This is a genomic window from Streptomyces sp. HSS9-12 (assembly GCF_054963655.1).
In genome coordinates, this window is record NZ_JBUEGC010000054.1 from 17,853 (window position 1) to 41,283 (window position 23,431).

The following is a 23,431-nucleotide window of genomic DNA, read 5'->3' on the forward strand; positions in this document are numbered from 1 at the left end:
GATGGGGCGCGTCGGCCGTGGAACCAACATCAGGCCCTTCCTCCGGAGGGTTCGGCCGCGGAGTCATACCTGAGAAGGAGTCCTCTGGGACAACGCCCTGAACGGACAGGCGGACGCGGGCCGGGCGGAGAGCGCACGACAATGTGGGGATGGAGACGGAAGACCGGCGCAGCTGGCATCAGCAGCTCATCGACGCGTTACGCCCGGAGGCGAAGGCCTCCCCGCTGTCTCGGCGAGCGGTGCGCACCGATGTGGCGCTGGCGGTCGTCCTGACCGTCATCGCCCTGTTCGTGGCGGTGCGCTATCCCGGCGGCGGGCCGGTGAACATCGACCCGAAGGCCAATGTCGGGGCCGGGGTCCCGGCCCCGCCCTCGCCGCCCGTCCCTGGTCAGGCACCCGTGGAGGACGAGCCCTCCTCCGTGCCCTGGGCCCTGGTCGTCCTGTCGACGCTGCCGCTGGCAGCCCGGCGCCGGTATCCGCTGACCCAGTTCGTGGCGGTACTGGGCGCGGCACTGGCCATCGGCAGCTCCGCCTCCTGGATCACCGTCCTGGCCTGTGTCATCGGTGCCTACAGCGCCGTCGTATACAGCCGATACCGGATAGCGGCGATTGCCGTCCTGGTGATCGCCGCCGCGCTGTCCGGTCTCGCTTTCCGCAACGCGGACCCTGTGCTCCCGGGATGGTCCAGCCCGGGATTCGTGCTGCTGGTGGCCGGGATGCTGGCCAGCCTCGTCCGCTTCCTGCAACTGCGGCTGGCCTCCAGCCGGGACCGGGTCACACAACTGCAGGAGGCTCAGGAAGAGGCCACGCGCCGGGCCGTCGAGGAAGAGCGTGCCCGCATTGCCGCCGAACTGCACGACGTTGTGACCCACAATGTGAGCGTGATGGTGATCCAGGCAGGCGCGGCCCGCAAAGTGATGGATGTGGTACCCGAGCAGTCGAAGGAGGCACTGCTGGCCGTCGAGGCGGGCGGCCGGGCCGCCATGGCCGAACTGCGCCATGTGATGGGCCTGTTGGCCGCCCCGGACCGCGAGAGGCCCGACGGCCTGGAGCCCCAGCCCGGGCTCGCGCAGCTCGACGCGCTGGTCGCACGAGTACGCGCCGCCGGGACGCCCGTGAGCGTCGAGGTGTGGCTGCCGCCGGATTCGCTCCCACCCGGGGTGGACCTCGCGGCGTATCGCGTCGTACAGGAGGCGCTGACCAACACGATCAAACATGCGCGCGGCGCGGAGGCGTCCGTCGCCATCGGTTACACCGACGACGGGCTGGAGATCGAGGTCACGGACACCGGCGGCGACAAGGAATCCCCGCCGGTGGAGAGCAACGGCCGTGGCCACATGGGGCTGCGCGAGCGGTTGGCCGTCTACAAGGGCGAGCTGACGGCCGGGCCGACAAAGGCCGGCGGATACCGGGTCACGGCCCGTATCCCGCGGAGCACCGTATGAACATGGACCAGCCACCGCTGCGCGCCGTCATCGCCGACGACCAAGCCCTCGTACGCACCGGTTTCAAGATGATCCTGGCCGCGGACGGCATCGAAGTGACGGCCGAGGCGGCCGACGGGTCCGAGGCTGTCGCAGCGGTCCGCCGTACGCGGCCCGACGTCGTCCTCATGGACATCCGGATGCCGGAGATGGACGGCATCGAGGCCACCAGGCGCATCCTCGGCGACGCCGGCCCGGACGGAACGCGGGTCATCATCCTCACCACGTACGACCTTGACCACTACGTCTACGCCGCGCTCACGGCCGGCGCCAGCGGCTTCCTGCTCAAGGATGTCACCCCCGAACATCTGGTCTCCGCCTTACGCCTGGTGCAGTCCGGCGACGCTCTCCTCGCGCCCACGATCACTCGTCGGCTGATCGAGCGGTTCGCCCATCGCGACGAACCGCAGACCATCGCCGCGCACCGCGATCTGTCCGACCTGACCCCGCGCGAGCTCGAGGTGCTCCGCCTTCTCGCGACGGGTCTCAGTAACGCCGAACTCGCCTCCCGGCTGTTCCTCAGCCCGACCACGGTCAAGAGCCACATCGGCCGCATCCTGTCGAAGCTGGACCTGCGCGACCGGGTCCAGGCCGTCGTCTTCGCCTACGAGACGGGTCTGATCGCCCCGGGCGGTGGCGCCTAGCTCAAGCGTATGTCCAGCATCCCGGGCGTCGCCGCAGACCAGTGGCTGTGTCACTCTTCGCTGATGTCGTTTCGACATGAGTTCGGGAAGTCACTCGCGGAGCTGCCGCGTGATCGATGTCGATGAAAATTGATGTCACTCAGACGCCTTTGAGGGCTGCGCTGGCGAAGCGGCGCTCGGCAAGTTCAGCCGACTGCGGTCTGCTCAGCCAGGGCTTTGGTGTGGGCGAGGCGGTAGGAGTCGGTCCCGGTCTCGATGATCGTGCCGTTGAAGGTCAGCCGGTCCACGATCGCCGCGCAGAGACGCGGGTCGGTGAACGTCTTCGTCCAACCATCTGGGGCTGGCACTTGTTCCCTCACAAGAGTTGCCGCTGCCACCTGGCCGTATCCCGCTCTGTCAGTCCTCGTTGGTTCTCGCGGTGGCGCCCCGGTTTTCAAGGTGCTGCCTTGACCGTTCAGGTGCGAGGAAGGTGTGCCGGTGGCCGAGGCCAGACTCCAGGTCATCGCGGGCGGGGCCGTCCCGCAGCAGCCCCTGGCGACGGACCCGTGGCAGTTCCAGGCCGTGTGTGTCGATGCGTTCGTCGCCTCGTGGCGGGCTCGCGGGTTCAGCCCGGTGACCATCGACAACGACATCGGCCTGCTGGAGCGGACCCTGTCCGCGTTGGGGCGGCCGGCGTGGGAGGTGACGCCGGAGGACATCGACCGCGTGGTCGGTGACCTGGCGGTGAAGGGCCGGGCGACCTCGACCCGGCGCGAGTATGTGCAGATCTTCAAGGGCTTCCACCGGTTCCTGCAGGCCCGCAAGGCGGCCGAGATCGAGGCCGCGTTCGGCGTCCGCCTGGTCTGTCCGGTCGACGAGTTCAATGCCTCCCGGCATGTCGGCGACGACTCCCCGGCCCTGGTGCCGCCGCCGACACCGGAGCGAGTGGCGGAATTCTTCGACTTCATGAAGCAGCGGATCGCGACCGCGAGGAAGTACGGGCCCGCCGCAAGGGACTATGCGCTGTTCCGGACGCTGTATCACGCCGGGGTCCGCTCGGAGGAGGCATCGCTGCTGGAGCAGCCGGATGTGCACTTCTCGCGGGGCCCGTTCGGCAAGCTGCACGTCCGCTTCGGCAAGGGAGCCCACACCTCCGGGCCACGGCCGCGCTGGGTGCCCATGCTCGACGGCCTGGACCTGGTGCTGCGGTGGTTCCTGGAGGACGTGCGGGGCAAGTTCCCCGACTCGCCGGTGCTGTTCGCCGACGAGTCCGGCGGAAGCCTGCATCGCGGGACCATCCGCAACCGGCTGCGCTATCTGATGGAACTCGAAGGCCGCCCCGCCGCCGAACGGTTCAGCCCGCATGCCCTGCGAAGAGCCTGCGCGACCCACAACTACGAACGCGGCGTCGACCTGGTGGCGATCCAGCAGATGCTCGGGCACTGGACGGTCAGCTCGACCATGCGCTATGTCCGGCCCTCCGCGACCTTCATCGAGGACGCCTATCAGCGGGCCGTCGCTAGCACCCTGGCCGAGTTGACCGGGAAGGACACCACGGCATGAAGATCCGATGGCGGCTGCGGATGGCCGCCGCCCAGCGCGAGGTGTGGACCGGGACGGAACTGCGGCGGCTGCTGGCCGAGAAGGCCGGCCTGGAGCTGTCCTCGGCGTCGGTGTCCGCGCTGTTCACCAGGGAGCCCTCGCAGGTGAAGATGACCACCCTGGCCGCGTTGTGCACCGCGCTGGAGTGCACCCCCAACGACCTGATCGAGGTCGACGCGACCCCCGTTGAACGGCCCGTCGCACCGCCCCGACCGGTCGCCGATCTTCCCAAGGCGGCCTCCGCCCGGGGCCGGTCGATGCCGCCCCTGTGACCGGCGGAGACTGCGGTGGGCAAGAAGCAGCGGGACTGCGTCACATGCGGGGCCCCGGTCGGCTATCGCGACCGTGAGCACTGCTGCCGGTGCTGGCGTCGGATGCAGGAGCAGGCAGCGAAGGCGGCATGTCCGTCCTGCGGCAAGGACCGCGTGCTCCAGCCGGACACCGGCCGGTGCATCACCTGCTCGCGGGTCTGCCAAGAGTGCGGCCATCCTGTCCGTGCGGCCCAGAGCAGTCTGTGCCGGGACTGCCGCCGCAAAGCCGAGCGGCTCGCCGCCCAGCAGCCCTGCCCGCGCTGCGGCAAACCCGGCTATCTCCGGGAGGACACCGGCTGGTGCGGGTCGTGCTCGCGCCCGGGTCCGCCGAAGCAGACGCCGCGAGTCTGCCGCGAATGTGGGCAGTTGCGGCGCCATGCCGGTCTGGGGCTGTGCTCGGCCTGCTGGCAACGGCACCCCGGCCGCCCCTTCATCCGCGGCGAGCATCTCCGTGACCAGCTCACCGACCCGCCCGCCTGGCTCGACGACTTCGTCGCGCATGTCGCAGCCCGCTTCTGCGTCGCCCGGGCCTGCGGCCTCGTCACCGACCTGGGCCGGATCCTGAACGACGAGCACGCCAACTCGCCTCAGGCCCTGCTGGAGCGATCCGGCAAAACCGGACGGTCGATGGGCTCCTTCGCCCGCGCCCTGGAGGACTTCTTCACCCTCCACGGCCTGGCCCTGCCCACCAACCAGGCCGAACGGCTCGCCGCCAGTCGGCGCAAGCGCCGCATTGACGCCGTCCCCGAACCCCTTCGGCCCGCTGTCGTCGCCTTCGACGCCTCCCGCATGCGAGCCCAGGACCGGGCCCGCCGGGCCGGCACCCGCCCCCGCAGCGATCACACCCTGGAAACCGCCCTGTCCATCCTGCGCGACCTGGCCCGCTTCCTCACCGAGCACCGCGGCAAGAACGACTGGGCCCTGGTCGACGTCCACGACATCGAAGCCTTCCTGGCCAGCCTGCCCAAGGCCCGCAAGCGGCAGCTGGTCGTGCTGCGGCAGTTCTTCCGCTTCGCCCGCTCCCAGCGCATCGTGCTCATCGACCCCACCCGCACCCTGACGGCGAAGGAGCCGACCGGCTTCCGCGGCCGCACCCTCACCCTCGACCAGCAGCGCGAACTCTTCCGCCGCTGGACTACCGACGACCTCGTCCACCCGCACGAGGCCCTGCTCGGCATCCTCTCCCTGCTGCACGGTGCCTCCAGCGCAGAGGTCCGGATGCTGAAGATCGCCGACATTGACCCGCGGACGCAGACGATCCGGCTCGGCAAGCGACCCCACCCGATGCCGCTGGACCCTGCCTCCTGGACGGTGCTGCAGCGGTGCCTGGCCCACCGCGCGGCATGGCCGACGGCCAATCCACACGTGATGGTCACCAAGGGAACCAAGGCCGGGCGGAGCCCGGCCTCAACTGCCTACCTCTCCCACGTTCTCGACGACTGCGGATATCCGCCTCGCATGATCCGCTGCACCCGCCTCGTCGACCTGGTGAACACCATGGACCCCAAGCTCGTCGCCGCCGCCTTCGGGATGGACCCGCAGGCCACCTTGATCTATCTCGCCGAACGCGTCGACGAGGGGCGACTTCACCGACAGACGCCATAGCGCGGACTCGAACTTCCCACGCAGTGCGGCCCGTTGTGGCATCCTGACCACAGCTCTCGTCGGGACCATTGCCGACAGGCGGCTCGTGACCGCCGGAGAGTACGCAGCCATAACGGATCCCGGACCGGGCACCTACTGACTCAAACCGGGTGAACCTGCCAACGTTCATGATCGTTGGACCGGGCTGTTTCGGCTGCGGTAAGCCGCCCCGTCAGCGCGGAGGACAACAACGCTGACGGAGATGTCATGGCGGCGGTTCTGCCGTTCCTGTCCAGCCTTCCCGGCAGGCTCGTAGCCCTCGGCCTGATCTACTTCGGTCTCGTCGCGGTGCCGACCATGGCCGCCGTGTTCTTCCGCTCGCCCAATCGCCAACAAAACGCGAAGGAAGTGCTTCAACTGCTTCTGACCTGGGGACGCCAGCCACCCGCCCAGCGCAGAGGACGACGACGCTTGCCGCCTCCGAACCCGTGATGTTTCGGCGGCACCTCGCACGAGTTCGCCGGAACAAGTGCGCTTTGCTGAAGGACTCGTTGGAGGCGATGGCGACGCTGTTCTTCTCCTCCCGCTCGGTCAGGATGGCTAGGGCGACGTTCAGTGGCCCCACCAAGGCGACTCCAACTGGCCTCAGTGGGAGGGCGTTCGGGGGCACTGAGGGGTAGTGGCGAGGCGAAGTGGCCCCACCTTGGCTGGAGGTGTGGGTCGACCTGGCCGGGCAGCGGGTGAAGTGCTACCTGTTCGCGTTCCGCCTGGCCTATTCGGGCCGGGCCGTCCATCGGATCTCCCGTTCCTGCGGGCAACAGGCGTTCTTCGAAGGACACGTGCACGCCCTGTCCGTGCTGGGCGGGGTGCCGGCCGGGCAGGTGCGCTACGACAACCTCACCCCGGCCGTTCGCAAGGTGATCTTCCGTAGTCGGCTGCGAGAGGAGAACCCGAAGTGGACCGCGCTGCGCGAGTTCTACGGGTTCCGTCCGTTCTATTGCGAGCCGGGACTGCGCGGCGCCCACGAGAAGGGCGGAGTGGAGGGTCAGGTCGGCTACTTCCGGCGCAACTACCTCACCCCGGTCCCGCGAGTGGCGACGCTGGAGGATCTCAACCAGCAGATCACCGTGTTCGAGGAGCGCGAGCTGGACCGCCGGATCCGTTCGCGGATCCGCACGATCGGCCAGGACTTCGCCCGGGAAGCGCCGCACCTGCTGCCGCTGCCGCCGGAGCCGTTCGAGACAGCGATGACCTTCCAGCCGAGGGTCGACCGCTACAGCCGGATCACGGTGAAGATGTGCTCGTACTCCGTCCCGGTCCGCTTCATCGACCGCAAGGTCACCGTCCACCTGACCGGCGACACGCTCGTCGTGTTCGAAGGCCGCCGTGAGATCGCCCGCCATGCCCGGCTCGCCGGCCGCGGCCTGGAGCACCTGGTGCTGGACCACTATCTGGAAGTGCTGCTGCGCAAACCTGGCGCTCTGGACCGCTCCGAGGCACTGCACCAGGCCCGCGCCGAGGGCACCTTTACCGCCGAGCACGAGGCGTTCTGGGCCATGGCCAAGCAGCGGCTCGGCGAGATCGAAGGAACAAAAGCCCTGGTCAGGATTCTGCTCCTGCACCGTCACCAACAGCACGCCGATGTGCTCGCGGGTCTGCGGGGCGCCGTCGAGCTGGGCACCTGCAGCCCTGGAGGCCCGCAAGGCCGCCCAGGCCGCCGGCCGGGCCCCCACCGTCACCGCCACACCGGCGCCGCCCGTTCAGCCGGGACCGCTTGACCCGCAGCTGCCACAGGTCTGCCACCTCACTCCGCGCCGCCTGGCCAGGCCCCTGCCCGAAGACGCCCGCCCGCTGCCCCGCCTGGAGCAGTGGGACGAACTGCTCCAGCTTCGCCGGAAGGATTCGTCATGACTGCCGTCCATCACGCGCTGACCGCCCAGGCGTTGGACGCCGCGATCGACACCGCCTGCCGGATGCTGCGGCTGCCCACCATGCGGGCGCAGCCGCCGACACCATCGCCCGCGCCGAACGTGAAGGGCTCTCCTACGCCGGGTTCCTCGCCGAACTGCTGATGGCCGAGTGCGAGGACCGCGACCGCCGCCGGGCCGAACGCCGCATCCGGGCCGCTCACTTCCCGCGCGAGAAGTCCCTGCGCGACTTCGACTACAGCGCCAACCCCAACGTCGATCCGGCCGTTATCCACTCCCTCGCCACCTGCGATTGGATCACCATGGGCTACCCGCTGTGTCTGATCGGCGATTCCGGCACCGGCAAGTCCCACCTGCTGATCGCCCTGGGCACCGCGGCCGCCATGGCCGGCCACCGCGTCCGCTACACCACCGCAGCCAGCCTGGTGAACGAGCTCGTCCGAGGCTGCCGATGACAAGCAGCTCGGCAAGACCATCGCCCGCTACGGACGCGTCGACCTGTTGGAAATCGACGAACTCGGCTACCTCGAACTCGACCGCCGCGGCGCCGAGATGCTCTTCCAGGTCCTGACCGAGCGGGAGGAGAAGAACAGCATCGCGATCCCTCCAACGAGGCGTTCACCGGCTGGTCCAAAACCTTCACAGACCCGCGGCTCTGCGCGGCGATCGTGGACCGGCTCACCTTCAACGCCACCCTCATCGAGACCGGCACCGAGTCCTACCGCCTGGCCCGCACCAAGGCCAAGAACAACGGCACCCAGTAGAAGCCTGTCCTTGAATGGCGCTGCCCACGGATCATGGACCGTGTTTCACTTCCCTCATGTCAACAACTCTCGGAGCGCCCCGACCTGACCAGGCTGCCTACATGCTGCGGGCTGCGGGCAGCATCGCCGGCCGCGGCTACAAGCAGGAGTTAATGGAGTTGCTGGACGTCCAGTCAGGGCAGACCGCGCTCGACGTGGGATGCGGCCCGGGTACAGACCTGCCGACGCTGGCAGAACGCGTCGGCGTGAGCGGCACAGTGATCGGCGTGGACCGTGACCCGGCGATGCTGTCCGAAGCCCGCCGACGCACCAGCGACCTGCCAGTAGTGGAGATCCGCGAGGGAGACGCCCACGCCCTGCCCGTCGAGCCCGGCACGGTGGACCGGGCCAAGATCGACCGGGTCCTCATGCATGTCGCCGAGCCGGCCAGCGTGCTGGCACAACTCCACCTGGCCACGCGGCCAGGAGCGCGGATCGCTCTGGCGGAGCCGGACTGGGACACCCTGGTGGTCGATGCGGAGGATCTCGACACGAGCCGAGCGTTCACGCGTTACACCACGTCGGAAGTGGTCCGTCACGCCACCATCGGCCGCAGCCTCGCCCGTCACGCGGACCAGGCAGGCTTCGTCGTCGAGACAGTGAGTGCCACGACCCCGGTCTTCCTCGACTTCCAGGACGCGGATCGCACCCTGGGACTCGGCCGCAACATGCAGCAAGCCTTCCAGGACGGTCGCATCGACGAAGCACGCGGTCGTCGGTGGTTCGTCTCGCTCTCTGAGGGACCTTTCTTCGCTTCCTTCACACTCGTCACCGTGATCTGCTCCCGCTGACGAAGGGCCGGGACTCGCGCGGTGACAACTGCGCAGTCCCGGTTCCCGATCCGGGGCCCGGCGGTCCCAAATCAAGCCGCCCCGCGGAGCCACCTCACAACGCCTGATCTTCACAAATCGCCCGCAAGTTGGGGCCAGTTGGAGTCGCCTTGGTGGGGCCGCTGAACGCCGCCCTAGCCAGGTCAGGACCTGGAACAGCAGCTCAGCGCCTCGCCGGTCGAGTTCCATGTGTTGGGTCGGGGACGGGACGCCGTGCGCCCTTCCGGGTGTCGGTTTTCCCGTCCCCGCCCGCTGAACCGGACGTGCCCGTTGGCCGAGCATCCGGCTCTCCACGTGATCCGCTGAGTCGAGCGAGGTATTCGCTGACCTGGCCGACGAAGGCCACATCATCGTGGTTCGTCCGGCGGAAGCGTGCTCCGTCGGGATCGACCCCCCGCCCCAGCAGGAGCCGCCCGACCTTCTCGCGGCCCCGACCGTTTCCTACGGCCTGGTGGGCGCCTTCACCCCGACGAGCCTCGATGAGCCGGACGGTGAGGAAGAGTTCGAGGACAGCTGGGACGAGGACGACGATCCGCTCGGCCCACCGGACGATGCCGTCGACGGTTCCCCCGAGCACGAGCCCTCCGTCGCTCCTGCCCGCGTTCTCCCCCGCCCGTCCCGGATCTACGACGCCGCCCAGGAGGCAGCCCAGTGGTAGCAGCCCACCATGCCGACCCCGTCCCCGAAGGGGGACAGCGGGTGGCGGCGTATGCGCCGCCGACCACACGGGACGGCTTGCAGCAGTTCGTCAGTGCTCCCCCACTGCGGGCCCAGCCCGCCGAAGATGAGGAATGGTCCCTCGAGGAACGCCTGGACTACCACTCCCGGTTCGTCGTCCTGACCACCCGGCCATAGAGCGCATCTCTCTGTCGGTGCGGCGGCTGATGCTCCTCATGCACGCCGACCGCTCCCCGGTTCGCCTTGACCCTGAGATACGCCTCCCAGACCACATGCTTCGAGATCTCGAACGACTTCGACCCGCTCACCCGGCTCCTCCCGGCATCGCCGGTTGACCGCCAAACAGGCCAGGATGATCCGTCCCCTTCGCTCCACCCGCACTACCAGGCTTCGTCACTACTACGAGACGGTCCGTCCCCGTCCCCCGCATCGGTACTCCGCCCCTTGCGGTGTTGGCCGCTTGGGGTTCTCCCTCCCGCTGCCGGACAGGCTGTCCAGCGGCCGTATCGGGGCGACAGGTTCTCACATTCCGTGAAAGAGCCCGGGCCAGGCTCGCGCCGCCTACATACCGGACGCCATCCGGGCAGTCAGCAGGCCCCCCGGACTTGTCCCAGATCCCTGGTCTCGCCCTGGTTTCGACGCCACTGGAATTTCTTACGACACGTCATCAGCGGTTCGCTCACGCTCGCCTTCCTGACCCACACCTGACGCGATCAAAGTCGCGCCTTTTCCCGCAGCACTCACCACGACCGGCACTTATGAGGGGGCGGGGGTCGGCAGCGGCCGGTAGACGCCTTCCCCGCGCAGCCGCTCCATAAGGCTGAACAGGGGTATCAGGTAGCCGCCGTCGAAAGCCTGCGTGCTCATGACCCACCACAGTAGGAACCCGCACTGACATCCAGGTACCGAGTTTCGCCGCCGACCGGCCTGGGGCAGGTCCGGGCGCGGCCCGAGAGGGGCTCGCGGACGACCAGGTCACCCCCTGACCGCTCCCGCATCGTCATCGAAGTCGGCTGACCACCTGGCCCCGACCGGGCGGGCACGGACTGCGCGATACGGCGGTCACGAACGGGCGGCGCCGGGGACAATGTCCGATTGGCCGCCGGCGGACCGGGGACGGTAGATCAGCGACCTGGCGCAGCGCGGGCGAAAGTCGATTCGGCCGATCCGGGTCGGTGCCGTACAGTTCACGGTACCGACGCGGGGTGGAGCAGCTCGGTAGCTCGCTGGGCTCATAACCCAGAGGTCGCAGGTTCAAATCCTGTCCCCGCTACTCAGACGTGAAGGCCCGGTGTATACCGGGCCTTCACTGCGTCTGGGCGCGTTCGAATAATGCTCTGCCCAGCCCATTAAAGGAAAACCACGGTGCGCGGGATGCGGCCAGGCCCGCATCCCGCGCTGAGTTGCTCCGCTGACATGAGGCTCTCCGGCGAAGGCCGGACGGAGCCGGGTTGGCCCACCGCGTGCTTGCTCAGGAGGCCTTGGACGCGGTGTTCGCGATGGCCTCGATGAGGCTCGGCCACAACTGTTCCGGCAGGTCGTGACCCATCCCAGGAATCACGATCAGTTCGCTGCCGGGTATCGCGGCGGCGGTTGCCTGCCCGCCGCTGAGGCCGACAAGGGGGTCCTCCTGGCCGTGCAGGACCAGCGTGGGAACGTTGACGGAGCGTAGATGGGGGGTACGGTCCGGTGATGCCAGGATGGCGGCGTACTGGCGGAGGTAGCCCTCCGGCCGGTGCGCGCGGTCGTAAGCCGCCGTCACGCGCTCCCGAAGCACATCGGGAGCGACCGGGAACGCCGGAGAGCCGATGACGGACGCCCGGTTCACTCCATCGGCGACGATTTCCTCCCGGGTCAACGGCGCGCCGGTGTAGCTGGGCATCGCCGCTCGGGCTCGCTGGGAGGCATGGCCGACGGAACGATCCCCGGTGGTGGACATGATCGAGCAGAGCGACCGCACGCGATGCGGGTGGTCGATCACCATTTGCTGGGCGATCATGCCACCCATGGAGGCGCCGACAACATGCGCGGCGGGAATCTCGAGCGCGTCGAGCAGGCCCGCGGCGTCCTGGGCCATGTCGGCGAGCAGATAGGGCACGCGGGAGGTGTCGCCCGCGAGCACAGCGGCCACGTCCGGTGGCGGGTGCTCGTCGAGGCTAGTAGACAAGCCGCAGTCGCGGTTGTCGTAGCGCACAACGAGGAAGCCGCGGTCGGCAAGGGCGGCGCAGAACTCCGGGCGCCACGAGGTCATCTGAGCGCCCAGCCCCATCACAAGAAGCATGGCGGGATGCTCCGGGTCGCCGAAGACGTCATACTCGAGCTCGATCCCGTTGGACTTGGCGCGCGGCATCGCGTGGCTCCTTGGTGGCCTGGGGCAGGATCGTACCGTCCAGTCGGTACGGTAGCGGTGTCCCGGCCTTGCGGCACCTCCCCGGGGCCGAAATCAGCCAGACCGTGTGCCGTTCGGAAACTCATCGCCCCTGGTCAGGCTGCGTATCTGTACTCGTTGATCACGCCGCCGAGTATTCGGGTGCGTAGAACCCGGTGAGCGGACGGGGCGACCATGGGCGTCGGGTGCTCCCGGACGAGGGGAGGGAGCTGTCGACGAGCCTGGTGGGGGCGATGACCGTTGTAATGCCGGGCGTACGCATCGAGGACGTGCCGGGCGTGGAACTCGTTCCAGATCAAGAGGTGGTCGAGGACCTCGCGCCGCAGGGTGCCGATGACCCGTTCGCAGTGGGCGTTCATCCGAGGGGCCCGCGGCGAGGTCCTCACAGCCCGGATGTCGTCGGCCGCGAAGACCGCGTCGAAGGAATCGGTGTACTTCGCCTCCCGGTCGCGGAGCAAGAAACGCAGGGAGTCCACCCGCATACCCAACTCGACGGCAAGGTTTCTCGCCTGTTGCACCGTCCAGGGACCCGGTGGGATGGGCAGTCACTCCCGCGATGTGCAGCCGGCGTGTGCCGTGCTCGAGGAACACGAGCGCGTACACCCGGCGCAGATCGACCAGGTCGATGTGGACGAAGTCGCAGGCGATGATGCCCTCGGCTTGCGCGGTCAGGAACTCACGCCACGTCGGGCTGCTGCGGCGTGGGGCTGGATCAATGCCCGCTGCGGTGAGGATCTCCCAGATCGTCGTCGAGCCGACCGGGTGTCCGAGCCGGACGAGTTCCCCTTGGATCCGTCGGCAGCCCCAGCGCGGATTCTCCCTGGCGAGCTGCAGCACCAGAGCCTTCACCGCACTCGCGGTCGACGGTCGACCGGGCCTGCTCCGGCGCTTACTGTAGTCCCACCTCCGGGCGATCAGCCTGCGGTGCCACGCCAGCAGCGTCGTGGGCGCCACCGGGAACACCTGCGCCCACCGGCGCCGGGGGATCAGCGAGGACAGCCCTGCGAACCACAGCCGATCCGTCAGCTCATAGCGCACCGGCTTCGTGAGCTGCCTGCGCAGCACCCCGTTCTCGTGCCGCAGCACCAGCAATTCCGCGTCCTTCGCCATGTCCCGGCGTAGCAGCACCGCCGGGACCACGAGCAGCTTTCGCGCCACCTGGTACACCAGTGAAACGATCACCCGGACAGGGTTCCAGCAGACCGTGATGCCGCGCCAGACCACCTCCAAGCAGCAGCGATGAGTTTCCGAACGGCACACGGTCGGCGTTGACCAGGTCGAGCACGACCTGCTCGTCATCGGTCTCATAGGGCCGCACTGAACAACTGCGCGCCGCCACCGCGGCCCTGCTTCAGACCAAGCGTCTGACCCACAGATCCCCCTCCGCACCCCTTCAGTCCCTCCGCATGACGTACGTCGGCGTCATCGGCGACAACTGGGCCCCTCGTGACCAACAGCCCGCCCCCACCGCACCGGGTCAGCGGCCATCGCCCCTGAGCCGGTGGGCTCGTTACCGCCCGGAGGTCGGTGCCGTCAGCGGCCGCTGGACCGGCTTCCGCCACGGCGCCAGCCGGATGCCTTGCGCGACCGGTAGGTCTCCCCCGCCGCAACGCGCTGCTGGTTGGCCACGAACCCTTTCTCGGCGGTCTCCGCCTCGGTGCCCCGGCAGGCTGGATGTCCCCACCCCTGCGGGTTCTTCGCGATCGCCTCTCCGGTGGCGTACGGCCGACCGCAGCGGCATCGTCCTGGAAACTTCGCCGGGATGCAGCCCGCCGGGAGCGTAGCCTCCTCCCCTCGCGGTGACTCTTCCTTCGACGCTCGCGGACTCGACCGCTGCGTGGGCGGAACGGAACGCCGACTTCGGCTGCGAGTGCCAGCAGGCGCAGCGGGCTCGGTCGGCGGCGGGGCGGATCCGTACGAGGTTCCTGCAGGCTGCTGGGTGCGGGCCGCGTGGCTGGCGGCCTGGTCAGCGAAGGCGTTCAGTTCGTCCCCGCCGACCTGGTGCGCCGCAACGTGTACGAACTCCACCGCGCGGCTGGCCAGCAGCGTGTCGATGCGTTCGACCAGGCCCTGGTTGGCCACCGGCTTGCCCGCGGCGGTCTTCCAACCGTTCTTCTTCCAGCCTGGCAACCAGAGGGTGACCGCCTTCATCGCATACTGCGAGTCCATGCGTACCTGCATCGGCACGGCCGGATCCGTTGCCTGAAGCAGTTGCTCCAGTGCGGCCAGCTCCGCGACGTTGTTTGTGGCTGTGCCCAGGGGGCCTGCCTGCCAGCGTCCTGGGGCGCCGTGGGTGTCTGCGATGCCCCATGCCCAAGCAGCGCGGCCTGGATTGCCTTTCGAGGCCCCGTCACAGGCGGCGGTGATCCGTTCCGTCATGCACCGATGATGCCAGCGCCGCAGACCAAGGACACAGAAGGCCAGGACCAATGGCGAACCAGCAGGCTGTCGGTGGCCGGGGGCACCATGTGGGGATGCAGAAGTCGCACCAGCTCCCCGCGCGCAGCACTTCCTGTGTTCCGCTATCACCCCGATCCCGTGGCCACCGGGTCGGTTGTGATGAGCGGCGAGCCGTGCGCTTGCTGTGGTGCAACGTCAGCTCTTGATTGCTCCCTGAGTGATGCCGCTGATGAAGCTGCGCTGGAACGTCAGGTAGACCAGAACGATCGGGGCGATGACGATCAGACTGGCAGCCGCCAGCAACGGGATGTCCGTCGAGTACTGGCCGACGAAGAATCCCAGACCGGTCGGCGCGGTCCGCCGGTCCGGGTCCTGCATCATGACCAGCACTAGGAGGAACTGGTTCCACGACCACATGAAGTACAGGACCGACAGCGTGGTGATCGCCGGCCGGGAGATTGGCAGCAGCACCCGCACCAACACGACGAGGTCCCTGGCGCCGTCGATGCGTGCCGCCTCGACCAGTTCGCCGGGGACGCTGGAGAAGTGCGCCTGCATCCAGTAGACGCCGAACGGCATGAACAGCGCCGCCTCGGCCAAAATGATGCCGAGGTAGGAGCTGGTGAGGCCGACTTCGCGCAGGTTGAAATAGAGCGCCACCACCACGAGCTCCACCGGCAGCGTGAGTCCCAGCACGAACCCGATCGACAGCGTCCGGTTGCCCCAGACCCTCAGTATGGTCAGCCCGTAGGCGGCGAGTGTGGCCAGCACCACCGACAGCGGCACCACGCAGAACGCGATCAAGATGCTGGAACGCATCAGGTCGGTGAAGTGACCCTGCTCCCAGGCGAGCGTGAAGGTCCGCCACGACCAGTGGTCCGGGATACTCAGCCCGCTGACCGGCGAGCCCGGAGGGTGCACGGCGGCCAGGACGATGCCTAGGAACGGCAGCAGCACCATGACCGCCAGCATTATGAGGACTCCGTACCGGACGCCGACACCGCCGCGTGTTCTCATCCCTTGTCCCTCCTGACGTACCGGATGGTGCTGACGATGGCGACCACAAGCACGGTCAGCACGACGGCCAACGCGCTGGCGCCGCCGATGTCGCCCTCTTTGAAGGCGAGCCGGTAGACCAGCAGGGCAGGCACGTTGGTCTGCCCGACCGGGCCGCCATTCGTGGTGACGAAGACGAGGTCGAAGCTGGCCAGCGCCGCGATCGTGGTGATGACGCCGGCGATCGTGATTTCCTTCCGCAACCCGGGCAGGGTGACGTGGCGGAACTGCTGGAACGGCCCGGCGCCGTCGAGGTCGGCCGCCTCGTAGAAAGACGGGTCGATCTTCTGCACCCCGGCGAGGAGGAGCATCATGCACAGTCCGCTCATCGTCCAGGTCCCGATGAGTCCGAGCGCGACCAGCGCCAGGCGGTAGTCGCCCAGCCAGGCCCGGGTGAGCGAGTCCAGTCCCACCAGGCCGAGGAACTGATTGACGACGCCAGACTCGCTATACATCCATCGCCAGGTCACGCCGACGGCGACGAGCGGCAGCACCTGCGGAAGGAAGAAGACGACCCGGAAGAACGTCATTCCCCGGCGCACCTTCCCCATGATCAGGGCAGTCATGAGCAGCCCGACGGCGATGGGGATGACCGAAAAGAAGACGATCAGCACCAGGCTGTGCAGAATGGCCTCATAGAGCGCCGGGTCCTGGAAGATCTCGACGTAGTTGTCCAGGCCTGTCCAGGTCGCCGGCAGGACACCGTCCCACTTCAGCAGGGACAGGCGCAGCGTGTTCAGTGCCGGCCAGATGGCGAAGCCAAGGTACACGCCGAGTGCGGGCAGCACGTAGAGCCAGCCGCGCACCCGCCGTCCGCGGCCGCGCGGGCGGGGTGCGCGGCCAGCGGTGGCTCCGTCTCCGCCGAGGGCCGACGCGTCCCGCGGCGGGGAGACGGGCGTTGTTACGTCATGAGCCATGATGCTCGTCCCACGACTTCTGCAGGGAGCGCAGGAAGTCGTCGGTGGTCATCTTGCCGCTGATGAGGCCTTGGACGCCGGGGGTCAGCTTGTCGATCATGCCGGGAGTCGCGAAGTCGGGGAACGGAACGATCCCGTTGCCCTGCGCCACCGGAGCGAAGCTGGCCGCGATCTGCCGGCTCAGCCCCTTCGCGCCCAGCTTGGCCTTGGTGTCGACCGGCATGAATCCGGTGCCGAATTGAATCTTCGCCGCCTCCGGCGAGCTCAGGTAGTTCAGGAACGCCGCGGCGACATTGGGGTGCTTGGACTTGGATGAGATGGCGTACGCGACGCTCGCCCCCGAGGCAACCTTCACCGGTGTGCCCGACTCCGAGGGCATGAGGAAGAAACCGACGTCATCTCCCATCTCGGACTCGAAGGTGGAGGCGGTCCAGTTCCCGGTCACCACGAACGCGCTCTTGTCCTTGGCGAAGTTGGCCCATGCGTCGGCGTCGGCCGTGGCGTTCGCCGACGCGGGGACATATCCCTTGCGCACCCAGTCGGTCAGCGTCTGGGCGGCCTTCTTCGCGTCCTGGGTCTCGATCGTGGCGCCCGGCCGCCCGTACACCCAGTCCCGGTAGGCGCCGACATCGCCGGTGACGTTGAGCAGCGCGTTCCAGAGGTGGAACCCGCCGGTCTCGAGCGCACCGATGCTCAGCGGAGCGTGTCCCGTGTCCTTCACCCGCTGCATCGCGGTCTCGAATTCGGCCAGCGTCTTCGGGACGTCCTTGACGCCCGCATCGGCCAGGATCTTCTTGTTGTAGAACACACCCAGCACGGAGAGCGCGCCGGGTGCGGCGTAGAGGCCGCCGGCGCCGAACCGCTTGGCCGACTTGTCGGACCTCAGCACCTCAAGGCTGGCTTGCGGGAACTTGCGGTTCCAGCCGTAGGCCTTGGCCCAGGGCTCCAAGTTCAGGACGAGGCCCGCCGGGACAAGGGAGTTCATCGCGCCGGGGTTGTATTCGGCGATGTCCGGCGGCCGGTCGGCCGACATCGACAGTTTGATCGACTTGACGTAGTCGGTGAAAGGCGTCTGCTGGGTCTTGATGGTGACGTTCGGATGCTTCTTGGTGAAGCCGTCGATGAGTGCCTCGGTGGGCGGGTCGTCGGTGTAGGCGAGAGTGAGCGTCACCGGTTCACTGGGCACGGCCGTCGATGCATCGATCTTTCTCGCGTCATCTCCCCCGCTGGAGCCGCCGGTGCCCGCGCAGGCCGTCAGGGCGAGAGCCGCCGCAGTGCCGAGCGCCGCGAGCGCCGTGCGCCCCCGGGCTGGTGCCGTCATACGCATGACCGTCCTCCTTGTGTCTTCAACGGGCCTCCTGACGACCGTTTCGTGCCAGGCCGAACTCGGTGCGCTCAATCTCGTCCAGCGAGTGGCGCAGGGCCCCGTGGACGACGGCGTCTTCCTGGAGGGTCGAGACCTCCAGAGCGGGCTGGTCCAGGGGCTGGTCGGAGAGGTGCCGGCGGACCGCGGCGAGCAGCGTCTCGCCGCACCGGGCCATGGGCCCGCCGATGACCACGAGCCGGGGGTTGAGGATCGCCCGGAACGCGGCGACGCCCTTGGCGAAGCTGTGTGCGACCACGTCGATCGCCTCAAGGGCCGACGGCGTACCGTCAGCAACGGCATCCAGTACGGCGTCGAACGCCCGGCCCCCGGCAGCTTCGATCCGGTCTCGGAACGCGTCGTCGCCGTCGCGTTCGGCGGCCGCCGCGGCCAAGCGAACGATCTTCTCGCCGCCGACCCGTTCCTCGAACGGGCCGAGCCCGTGCGGATGGCGGGAACCGGCACCGGCTCCTGTCCCCGCCCCGTCCTCGAACACGTCGAGGAAGCCGACGTCACCGGCGTCGTTGGAGGAACCACGGTAGAGCTCGCCGTTCAACACGATTCCGGCGCCGACGCGTTCGCCCCAGTGGACCATCACCAGGGAGTCTTCGCGCCGTTCGGCGCCACGCCACCGTTCGCCTTGGGTGGCCAGCTTGACGTCGTTGTCGAGATAGACCGGGCAGTCGAGGGCCTCTTTCAGACGGCGCATGACGATGTCGCCAGTCAGACCGGGCATGCTGGGAATGAGGCGGATCACCCCGGTCGCCCGGTCGACGATGCCGGGCGTGCCCACCGAGGCGAACCAGACGTCGCCGGAACGGACGCCCGCCGAGTCGAGCGTCCGTTCCACCGTGGCCTGGAGCGTCTCCACCGCCCCTTCACCGCTCACACCGGAGCCCAACTGCACGATGTCGGTCGCGGCGACCGTTCCGGCCAGATCCGCCACGGCCACCCTCAGGTCCTGCGGGCTGATCGAGAGGCCGAGCACGAAACCGGCCTCGGCCCGGAACCGCACGAGTTGCGCGGGCCGTCCCGCCCGGGAGGAGTCACGATCGACGGAGCCGAACTCGACAAGGCCCTCCGCGGCCAGTGTGTTGAGGGAGCGGGTGACCGCCTGCCGGGAGAGCCCGACCGCCTTGGCCAGCGCGGACACGCTCATGCTGGGCTCGGCGCGCAGCCGCCGCAGAACGGCTGCGGCGTTTACCTCCCGCATGAACTGCGAGCCGACGGCGACTATTTGCTCCATGAGGATCTCTCCGCCCCCTTGCTAGGCTATTAATTATGGGCCGTACGAAACTAACCCCACAAGGGGCGTGACTTGCGATGTCGGCCGGTGACGGCGGGCAAGTGCCGCTGTGGGCAGGCGCGGTCCGAGGTCTCGCCCACCGCCTTCTCGGACCTGCGGCGGTCGAGGCGATCCGGTTCGTTTCGTCCGCCAACGTGGGGCGTTGCTATGAGTACGAGGCGAGGGGCGGTGTGCTCACCGTCGCCGCGACGGACGGAGTGAGCGCGTCCGTCGCCCTCCATCACTATCTGCGGGAATGCTGCGGTCTGTCGGTGGGCTGGGACACCGTGCTGCCACTGCAGGTGACGCCCCTTCCAGCCGGCCGACTCCGTCAGGGCTCGGCGCGGGTCCGTGAGGGTTACTACCTCAACTTCTGCACCTTCAGCTACACGATGCCTTATTGGGACTGGTCCGACTGGGAACGTGAGATCGACTGGATGGCTCTGCACGGCATCACCATGCCGCTCGCCATCACCGGTCATGAGGCCGTACTGCACGCCGCCTACTCCCAACTCGGCCTCACCGACTACGAGATCCGCGCCTTCCTGGGCGGGCCGGGCTACCTGCCGTTCCAGTTCATGGGCTGTCTGGACGGCTTCGCCGGGCCACTCCCCGCGTCCTGGATCGAGAGCCACCGCGAGCTGGGGGCGCGCATCCTCGAGCGCGAGCGTTCCTTCGGCATGACGCCCGTGCTTCCGGCCTTCACCGGACACGTCCCGCGGGAGGTCGCGGCGGAGTCGGCACGAGCCAGTCGCCGCGACTGGCAGGGGTTCGAGACCTGGGTTCTCGACCCTGCCGACCCGTTGTACGAGCGGATCGGCGCCGAGATCACCCGCGCCCAGATCAAGCTCTTCGGCAGCGATCACCGGTATGCCGCCGACCCGTTCATCGAGATGGTCCCAGTCGACGCCGACCCGGCCTTCCCGGGGCGCGTGGCGGCGGCAACGCTGGCCGGTCTGCGGGCCGCCGACCCAGACGCGGTCTGGGTCATGCAGGCTTGGCCGTTCTCCTACCAGCGGGAGTTCTGGACCAAGGAGCGGGTCACCGCCTTTCTCGGCGCGATACCCGGTGGCCGGATGCTCGTGGCCGATCTATGGGCGGAGCACGATCCGTTGTGGAACCGCCTCGACCAGTTCTCAGGGGCACCTTGGCTCTGGTGTGCGCTGCTCAACTTCGGCGGTCGGACCGACCCGGTCGCCGACCTGCGTCGGGTACCTGCTGAGATCGATGCCGCACTGGCGGCTCCGAGGCCGCCCACCGGTCTCGGACTGGCCATGGAGGCGACACGCAATAACGCCGTCTTCTTCGAGCTTGTGGCCGATCAGATCTGGCACCGGGTCGCGGACGTCGACGCCTGGCTCGACACCTTCGTGGTCCAGCGTTACGGCGAACTGGGCGACCGGACGGACGCGTTGCTGGCTGCCTGGCACGGGCTCCTGGACTCCATCTACGCTGCCCGGAGCCTGCGGATTTTTCCCGAACAGTTCAACGGCGTCATCACCGCCAGGCCCTCGTACGCGCGCATTCCAGGCGGCGTAGCGGAGCTGCGCGCCGACGTGGCCCGAGCCCTCTGGTACCGGCCGACCGTCCTGGCCCAGGCATGGGAACGGATGATCGACGTGGCCGACTACGATCGTGACCTGATCGCCGGTCCGCTGGGGCACGATCTCGTCGAGGTAGGCATCGCCTTCATGGCCAGGGTCGCCGACCGCTATCACCTCGACGCCGTGGAGGAGTCGGTGCAGCTCGGCAGCGCCAGCGCACCGCGCATCGCCCGGTTCCTTCGTGTCTTCGATGACCTGAACCGGATGCTCGCCTGCCGTCGCGAATACACCTTCCAGCACTGGGAGTCGAAGGCGCTGTCGTGGGCCACCGACCCGGCCGACCGCGACGTCCTGCTGGACAACGCCCGCCGCATCATCACCGTGTGGGGCCCCACGGCCGTCCCTCTGCTCGACGACTACGCGGGCCGGCACTGGGGTGGGCTCGTCGGCGGTTACTACCGCGACCGCTGGGAGTTGTGGGCACGTGGCCTCGACCGGGTGCTCAGCGCACCTGGCGACAGCCACGAGGCGGAACTGCGGGAACGGCTCCGCGAACGCGCCGAGGTCTTCCTGCGGGAAGGCCCGGCGCCGCCCCCGGCAGAGCTGGGCGACCTCGCCACTGAGTCCCGCCGACTGTTCACCGCGTACGCGGGCGAGGCTGGCTCGCTCGCCCTCCCGTCCGAGCACGATCAACGAGGAGCACGATGACCCGGGTGGTACCACCGACCGAGCGCCGTAACCCGCGCACCGCTGACATCGACACCCTGAACTCTCGCGATGTCCTCCGGCTTTTGCGGGACGAGGACGCCCGGGCGGTCGAGGCCGTCGGCGCCACGCTCGACGAACTCGGCCGGGCGGTGGACGAGGCACATCGCCGACTCAGCCAGGGCGGGCGGGTGCACTACTTCGGCGCCGGTGCGTCCGGACGGCTGACGGTGCTGGATGCCACGGAGGTCACGCCGACCTTCGGCGTGCCGGGCAACCTGTTCACCGCCCACTTTCCCGGCGGACCCGCCGCCGTCGCCGACTCGTCCATCGACCGCGAGGACTCCGATGCCCTGGGCGCCGCCGACGCCGAGGTGCTCGACGCGAACGACGTGGCGATCGGTGTGACGGCATCCGGAGCCACCCGCTACGTCGCCGGTGCGCTCCGCACGGCCCGAGCCACCGGTGCCCTCACTATGCTGGTCACCTGCAACCCGGACGCCCCGCTGCGCGAGGTGGCCGAACTCAGCATCATCGCCGACACCGGCCCGGAGGCGCTGACCGGCTCCACCCGTCTCAAGGCGGGCACGGCGACCAAAGTGATCCTCAATTCGTTCTCGACAGCCCTCATGATCAAGGCGGGCCGGACGTACGGCAACCTCATGGTCGGGCTGGTCGCCACCAACGCCAAACTCAACGAGCGCGCGGTGAACCTGCTCGTCGACGCGACGGACGAGAATGAGGCAACCTGCCGCAATGCACTGGCCGAGGCGGGCGGGCGAATCCCGGAGGCGCTCGCGCGACTGCTCACCGGCTGCTCGCCCGAGCAGGCGCGGACCGCGCTCAGTGACTACCCGGGCGTCCGGGCAGCCGTCGCCGCGCTGGGCGGGCGTGCTGGATGAGCAGCCGGACCGGTTTCATTGGCGTCGACATCGGCGGTGGAGGGATCAGGGTACGGATCGAGGCCGGACAATCCAGCGCTTCCGGGGAGCTCACGGCACCCGTCCCACGCGCACGAGGCTGGGTCGACCTCAATCGGCTTGCCCCGCGGATCGCCGGGGTCGTCGAGAACGCGGCATCCGACCTGGAGATCGACCGGTTCACCGGAATGGCGATCGGCATCACCGGAATCCCAGGCCTGGTCAGGGACCCGGGCACACTCTGGCACACCCTGCGGGAACGGTTCGACCCGGGAACACTCGTAGTCGCCAGTGACGCGGTGACCACGCACATCGGCGCCCTCGGATTCCGGCCGGGTGTCGTCGTCGCCGTCGGCACCGGCGTCATCACGCTCGGCACCGACCTGGACGCCATCTGGAACCAGTCCGACGGATGGGGATACCTGCTCGGCGACCACGGCGGCGGCGCCTGGATCGGCATGCAGGGCCTGCACGCCGCGCTACGCGCGCACGACGGCCGAACCGGCGGGTCGGAGGCGTTGCACGAACACCTGACGACCCGCTTCGGGCACCCACTGGACCTGGTGACGCTTGTCTACGAGTCGGACTCGGCGGCCCAGCTCCTCGCGTCGTTCGCACCGTTCGTCGCGGAGGCGGCGCGCGCGGGGGACCCTGTCGCCCAACAGATCTGGACGGAGGCCGGGAGGCAACTCGGCCAGACAGCGGCGGCCGCCGCGTCCGGAGTCGAACCGGTCTTTTCCTGGGGCGGCCGGATCTTCGACGCCGCCGATCTCCTGCTGGAGCCGTTCCAGAGCACCGTCCGGGCCCTGATCCCCGACGCCCGTTTCACTCCACCTCGAGGGACCTCGACCGCCGGCGCGCTCGCCCTGGCTCAGGCCGCCGCGAACGGCTCGGTGCGGCCCCACTCCCCTTACCTGTACCTCTTCACCGCCCGGTCGCCAGCGCCGGACGGAGAGTCGATCAAGGCAGGTACGGACAGGTAGTGCTTGGCGCCGAGCCGGGCTTCAAC

The 23,431-nt window shown here is 68.7% G+C and carries 19 protein-coding genes, 1 tRNA gene and 4 pseudogenes; 16 read left to right on the forward strand and 8 right to left on the reverse strand.

All coding sequences use genetic code 11. The annotated features are described in order from the left end of the window. Positions 1-149 precede the first annotated feature (149 nt). Positions 150-1,445, forward strand: a complete 1,296-nt coding sequence (locus ACY34J_RS24205; RefSeq protein WP_462728728.1) for a sensor histidine kinase — start codon at positions 150-152, stop codon at positions 1,443-1,445. Continuing rightward, positions 1,442-2,128 carry a response regulator gene (locus tag ACY34J_RS24210; protein ID WP_462728727.1) on the forward strand — a complete coding sequence of 229 codons (687 nt, stop codon included), beginning with the start codon at positions 1,442-1,444 and terminating at the stop codon, positions 2,126-2,128. The genes ACY34J_RS24205 and ACY34J_RS24210 overlap by 4 nt, the downstream gene beginning before the upstream one ends. A gap of 185 nt (positions 2,129-2,313) precedes the next feature. On the opposite strand, the pseudogene ACY34J_RS24215 reads toward ACY34J_RS24210, so the two are convergent. Beyond that, positions 2,314-2,460: pseudogene (locus ACY34J_RS24215) on the reverse strand (ATP-binding protein); the annotation flags it as partial. Positions 2,461-2,605: 145 nt separating this feature from the next. Between ACY34J_RS24215 and ACY34J_RS24220 the strand changes: the two are divergent. The 10 genes and pseudogenes from ACY34J_RS24220 (at position 2,606) to ACY34J_RS24265 (ending at position 11,116) form a co-directional block, all read left to right on the forward strand. Continuing rightward, positions 2,606-3,670, forward strand: a complete 1,065-nt coding sequence (locus tag ACY34J_RS24220) for a tyrosine-type recombinase/integrase (RefSeq protein WP_462728726.1) — start codon at positions 2,606-2,608, stop codon at positions 3,668-3,670. Next, positions 3,667-3,981, forward strand: a complete 315-nt coding sequence (locus tag ACY34J_RS24225; RefSeq protein ID WP_462728725.1) for a helix-turn-helix domain-containing protein — start codon at positions 3,667-3,669, stop codon at positions 3,979-3,981. The genes ACY34J_RS24220 and ACY34J_RS24225 overlap by 4 nt, the downstream gene beginning before the upstream one ends. Before the next feature lie 405 nt (positions 3,982-4,386). Further along, positions 4,387-5,625 carry a tyrosine-type recombinase/integrase gene (locus ACY34J_RS24230; RefSeq protein WP_462728724.1) on the forward strand — a complete coding sequence of 413 codons (1,239 nt, stop codon included), beginning with the start codon at positions 4,387-4,389 and terminating at the stop codon, positions 5,623-5,625. 246 nt (positions 5,626-5,871) lie between these two features. Next, positions 5,872-6,096 carry a hypothetical protein gene (locus ACY34J_RS24235; RefSeq protein WP_462728723.1) on the forward strand — a complete coding sequence of 75 codons (225 nt, stop codon included), beginning with the start codon at positions 5,872-5,874 and terminating at the stop codon, positions 6,094-6,096. A gap of 200 nt (positions 6,097-6,296) precedes the next feature. Next, positions 6,297-7,382 (forward strand): Mu transposase domain-containing protein, encoded by a 1,086-nt coding sequence (locus tag ACY34J_RS24240; protein ID WP_462728722.1) that lies wholly within the window; start codon positions 6,297-6,299, stop codon positions 7,380-7,382. Between the two features lie 129 nt (positions 7,383-7,511). After that, positions 7,512-8,296, forward strand: a pseudogene (gene istB, locus ACY34J_RS24245) (IS21-like element helper ATPase IstB). A 56-nt stretch (positions 8,297-8,352) separates the two neighbouring features. After that, on the forward strand, positions 8,353-9,126 hold the full coding sequence (locus ACY34J_RS24250) for a methyltransferase domain-containing protein (protein ID WP_462728721.1): 774 nt from the start codon (positions 8,353-8,355) through the stop codon (positions 9,124-9,126). 391 nt (positions 9,127-9,517) lie between these two features. Beyond that, positions 9,518-9,823, forward strand: coding sequence for a hypothetical protein (locus ACY34J_RS24255; RefSeq protein WP_462728720.1), 306 nt, complete (start codon positions 9,518-9,520; stop codon positions 9,821-9,823). Beyond that, complete coding sequence (locus ACY34J_RS24260; protein WP_462728719.1) at positions 9,817-10,020, forward strand: hypothetical protein; 204 nt, start codon at positions 9,817-9,819, stop codon at positions 10,018-10,020. Before ACY34J_RS24255 ends, ACY34J_RS24260 begins: the two co-directional genes overlap by 7 nt. Before the next feature lie 1,022 nt (positions 10,021-11,042). Further along, a tRNA-Met gene (locus tag ACY34J_RS24265) sits at positions 11,043-11,116 on the forward strand. Positions 11,117-11,314: 198 nt separating this feature from the next. On the opposite strand, the gene ACY34J_RS24270 is transcribed toward ACY34J_RS24265, so the two are convergent. The 3 genes and pseudogenes from ACY34J_RS24270 to ACY34J_RS24280 form a co-directional block, all read right to left on the reverse strand. Then, positions 11,315-12,193 carry an alpha/beta fold hydrolase gene (locus ACY34J_RS24270; RefSeq protein ID WP_462728718.1) on the reverse strand — a complete coding sequence of 293 codons (879 nt, stop codon included), beginning with the start codon at positions 12,191-12,193 and terminating at the stop codon, positions 11,315-11,317. A gap of 134 nt (positions 12,194-12,327) precedes the next feature. Next, positions 12,328-13,414 (reverse strand): annotated as a pseudogene (locus ACY34J_RS24275) (integrase core domain-containing protein). Positions 13,415-13,765: 351 nt separating this feature from the next. Further along, positions 13,766-14,611, reverse strand: coding sequence for a ribonuclease H family protein (locus tag ACY34J_RS24280; protein ID WP_462728717.1), 846 nt, complete (start codon positions 14,609-14,611; stop codon positions 13,766-13,768). Between the two features lie 87 nt (positions 14,612-14,698). On the opposite strand from ACY34J_RS24280, the pseudogene ACY34J_RS24285 reads away from it, so the two are divergent. Continuing rightward, positions 14,699-14,791 (forward strand): annotated as a pseudogene (locus tag ACY34J_RS24285) (hypothetical protein); the annotation flags it as partial. Between the two features lie 36 nt (positions 14,792-14,827). On the opposite strand, the gene ACY34J_RS24290 reads toward ACY34J_RS24285, so the two are convergent. The 4 genes from ACY34J_RS24290 to ACY34J_RS24305 are packed head-to-tail and all read right to left on the reverse strand — an operon-like array spanning position 14,828 to position 19,214. Beyond that, entirely contained in the window at positions 14,828-15,592 is a 765-nt protein-coding gene (locus ACY34J_RS24290) for a carbohydrate ABC transporter permease (protein ID WP_462728716.1), read from the reverse strand. Positions 15,593-15,645: 53 nt separating this feature from the next. Beyond that, positions 15,646-16,605, reverse strand: a complete 960-nt coding sequence (locus ACY34J_RS24295) for a carbohydrate ABC transporter permease (RefSeq protein ID WP_462728715.1) — start codon at positions 16,603-16,605, stop codon at positions 15,646-15,648. Continuing rightward, positions 16,595-17,926 carry an ABC transporter substrate-binding protein gene (locus ACY34J_RS24300; RefSeq protein ID WP_462761975.1) on the reverse strand — a complete coding sequence of 444 codons (1,332 nt, stop codon included), beginning with the start codon at positions 17,924-17,926 and terminating at the stop codon, positions 16,595-16,597. The genes ACY34J_RS24295 and ACY34J_RS24300 overlap by 11 nt, the downstream gene beginning before the upstream one ends. 25 nt (positions 17,927-17,951) lie before the next feature. Then, a complete protein-coding gene (locus ACY34J_RS24305; RefSeq protein WP_462728713.1) occupies positions 17,952-19,214 on the reverse strand; it encodes an ROK family transcriptional regulator in 1,263 nt (420 codons plus the stop codon). 77 nt (positions 19,215-19,291) lie between these two features. Here ACY34J_RS24305 and ACY34J_RS24310 point away from each other — a divergent pair, with 77 nt between their 5' ends. Genes ACY34J_RS24310 through ACY34J_RS24320 form a run of 3 tightly spaced genes read left to right on the forward strand, consistent with a single transcriptional unit; the run spans position 19,292 to position 23,405 of the window. Further along, complete coding sequence (locus ACY34J_RS24310) at positions 19,292-21,505, forward strand: alpha-N-acetylglucosaminidase (RefSeq protein WP_462728712.1); 2,214 nt, start codon at positions 19,292-19,294, stop codon at positions 21,503-21,505. Further along, complete coding sequence (locus tag ACY34J_RS24315) at positions 21,502-22,404, forward strand: N-acetylmuramic acid 6-phosphate etherase (protein ID WP_462728711.1); 903 nt, start codon at positions 21,502-21,504, stop codon at positions 22,402-22,404. Before ACY34J_RS24310 ends, ACY34J_RS24315 begins: the two co-directional genes overlap by 4 nt. Then, the gene (locus ACY34J_RS24320; RefSeq protein WP_462728710.1) at positions 22,401-23,405 is read left to right on the forward strand and encodes an N-acetylglucosamine kinase; all 1,005 of its coding nucleotides are present in this window, start codon (positions 22,401-22,403) and stop codon (positions 23,403-23,405) included. Before ACY34J_RS24315 ends, ACY34J_RS24320 begins: the two co-directional genes overlap by 4 nt. The last annotated feature ends 26 nt before the right edge of the window (positions 23,406-23,431 follow it).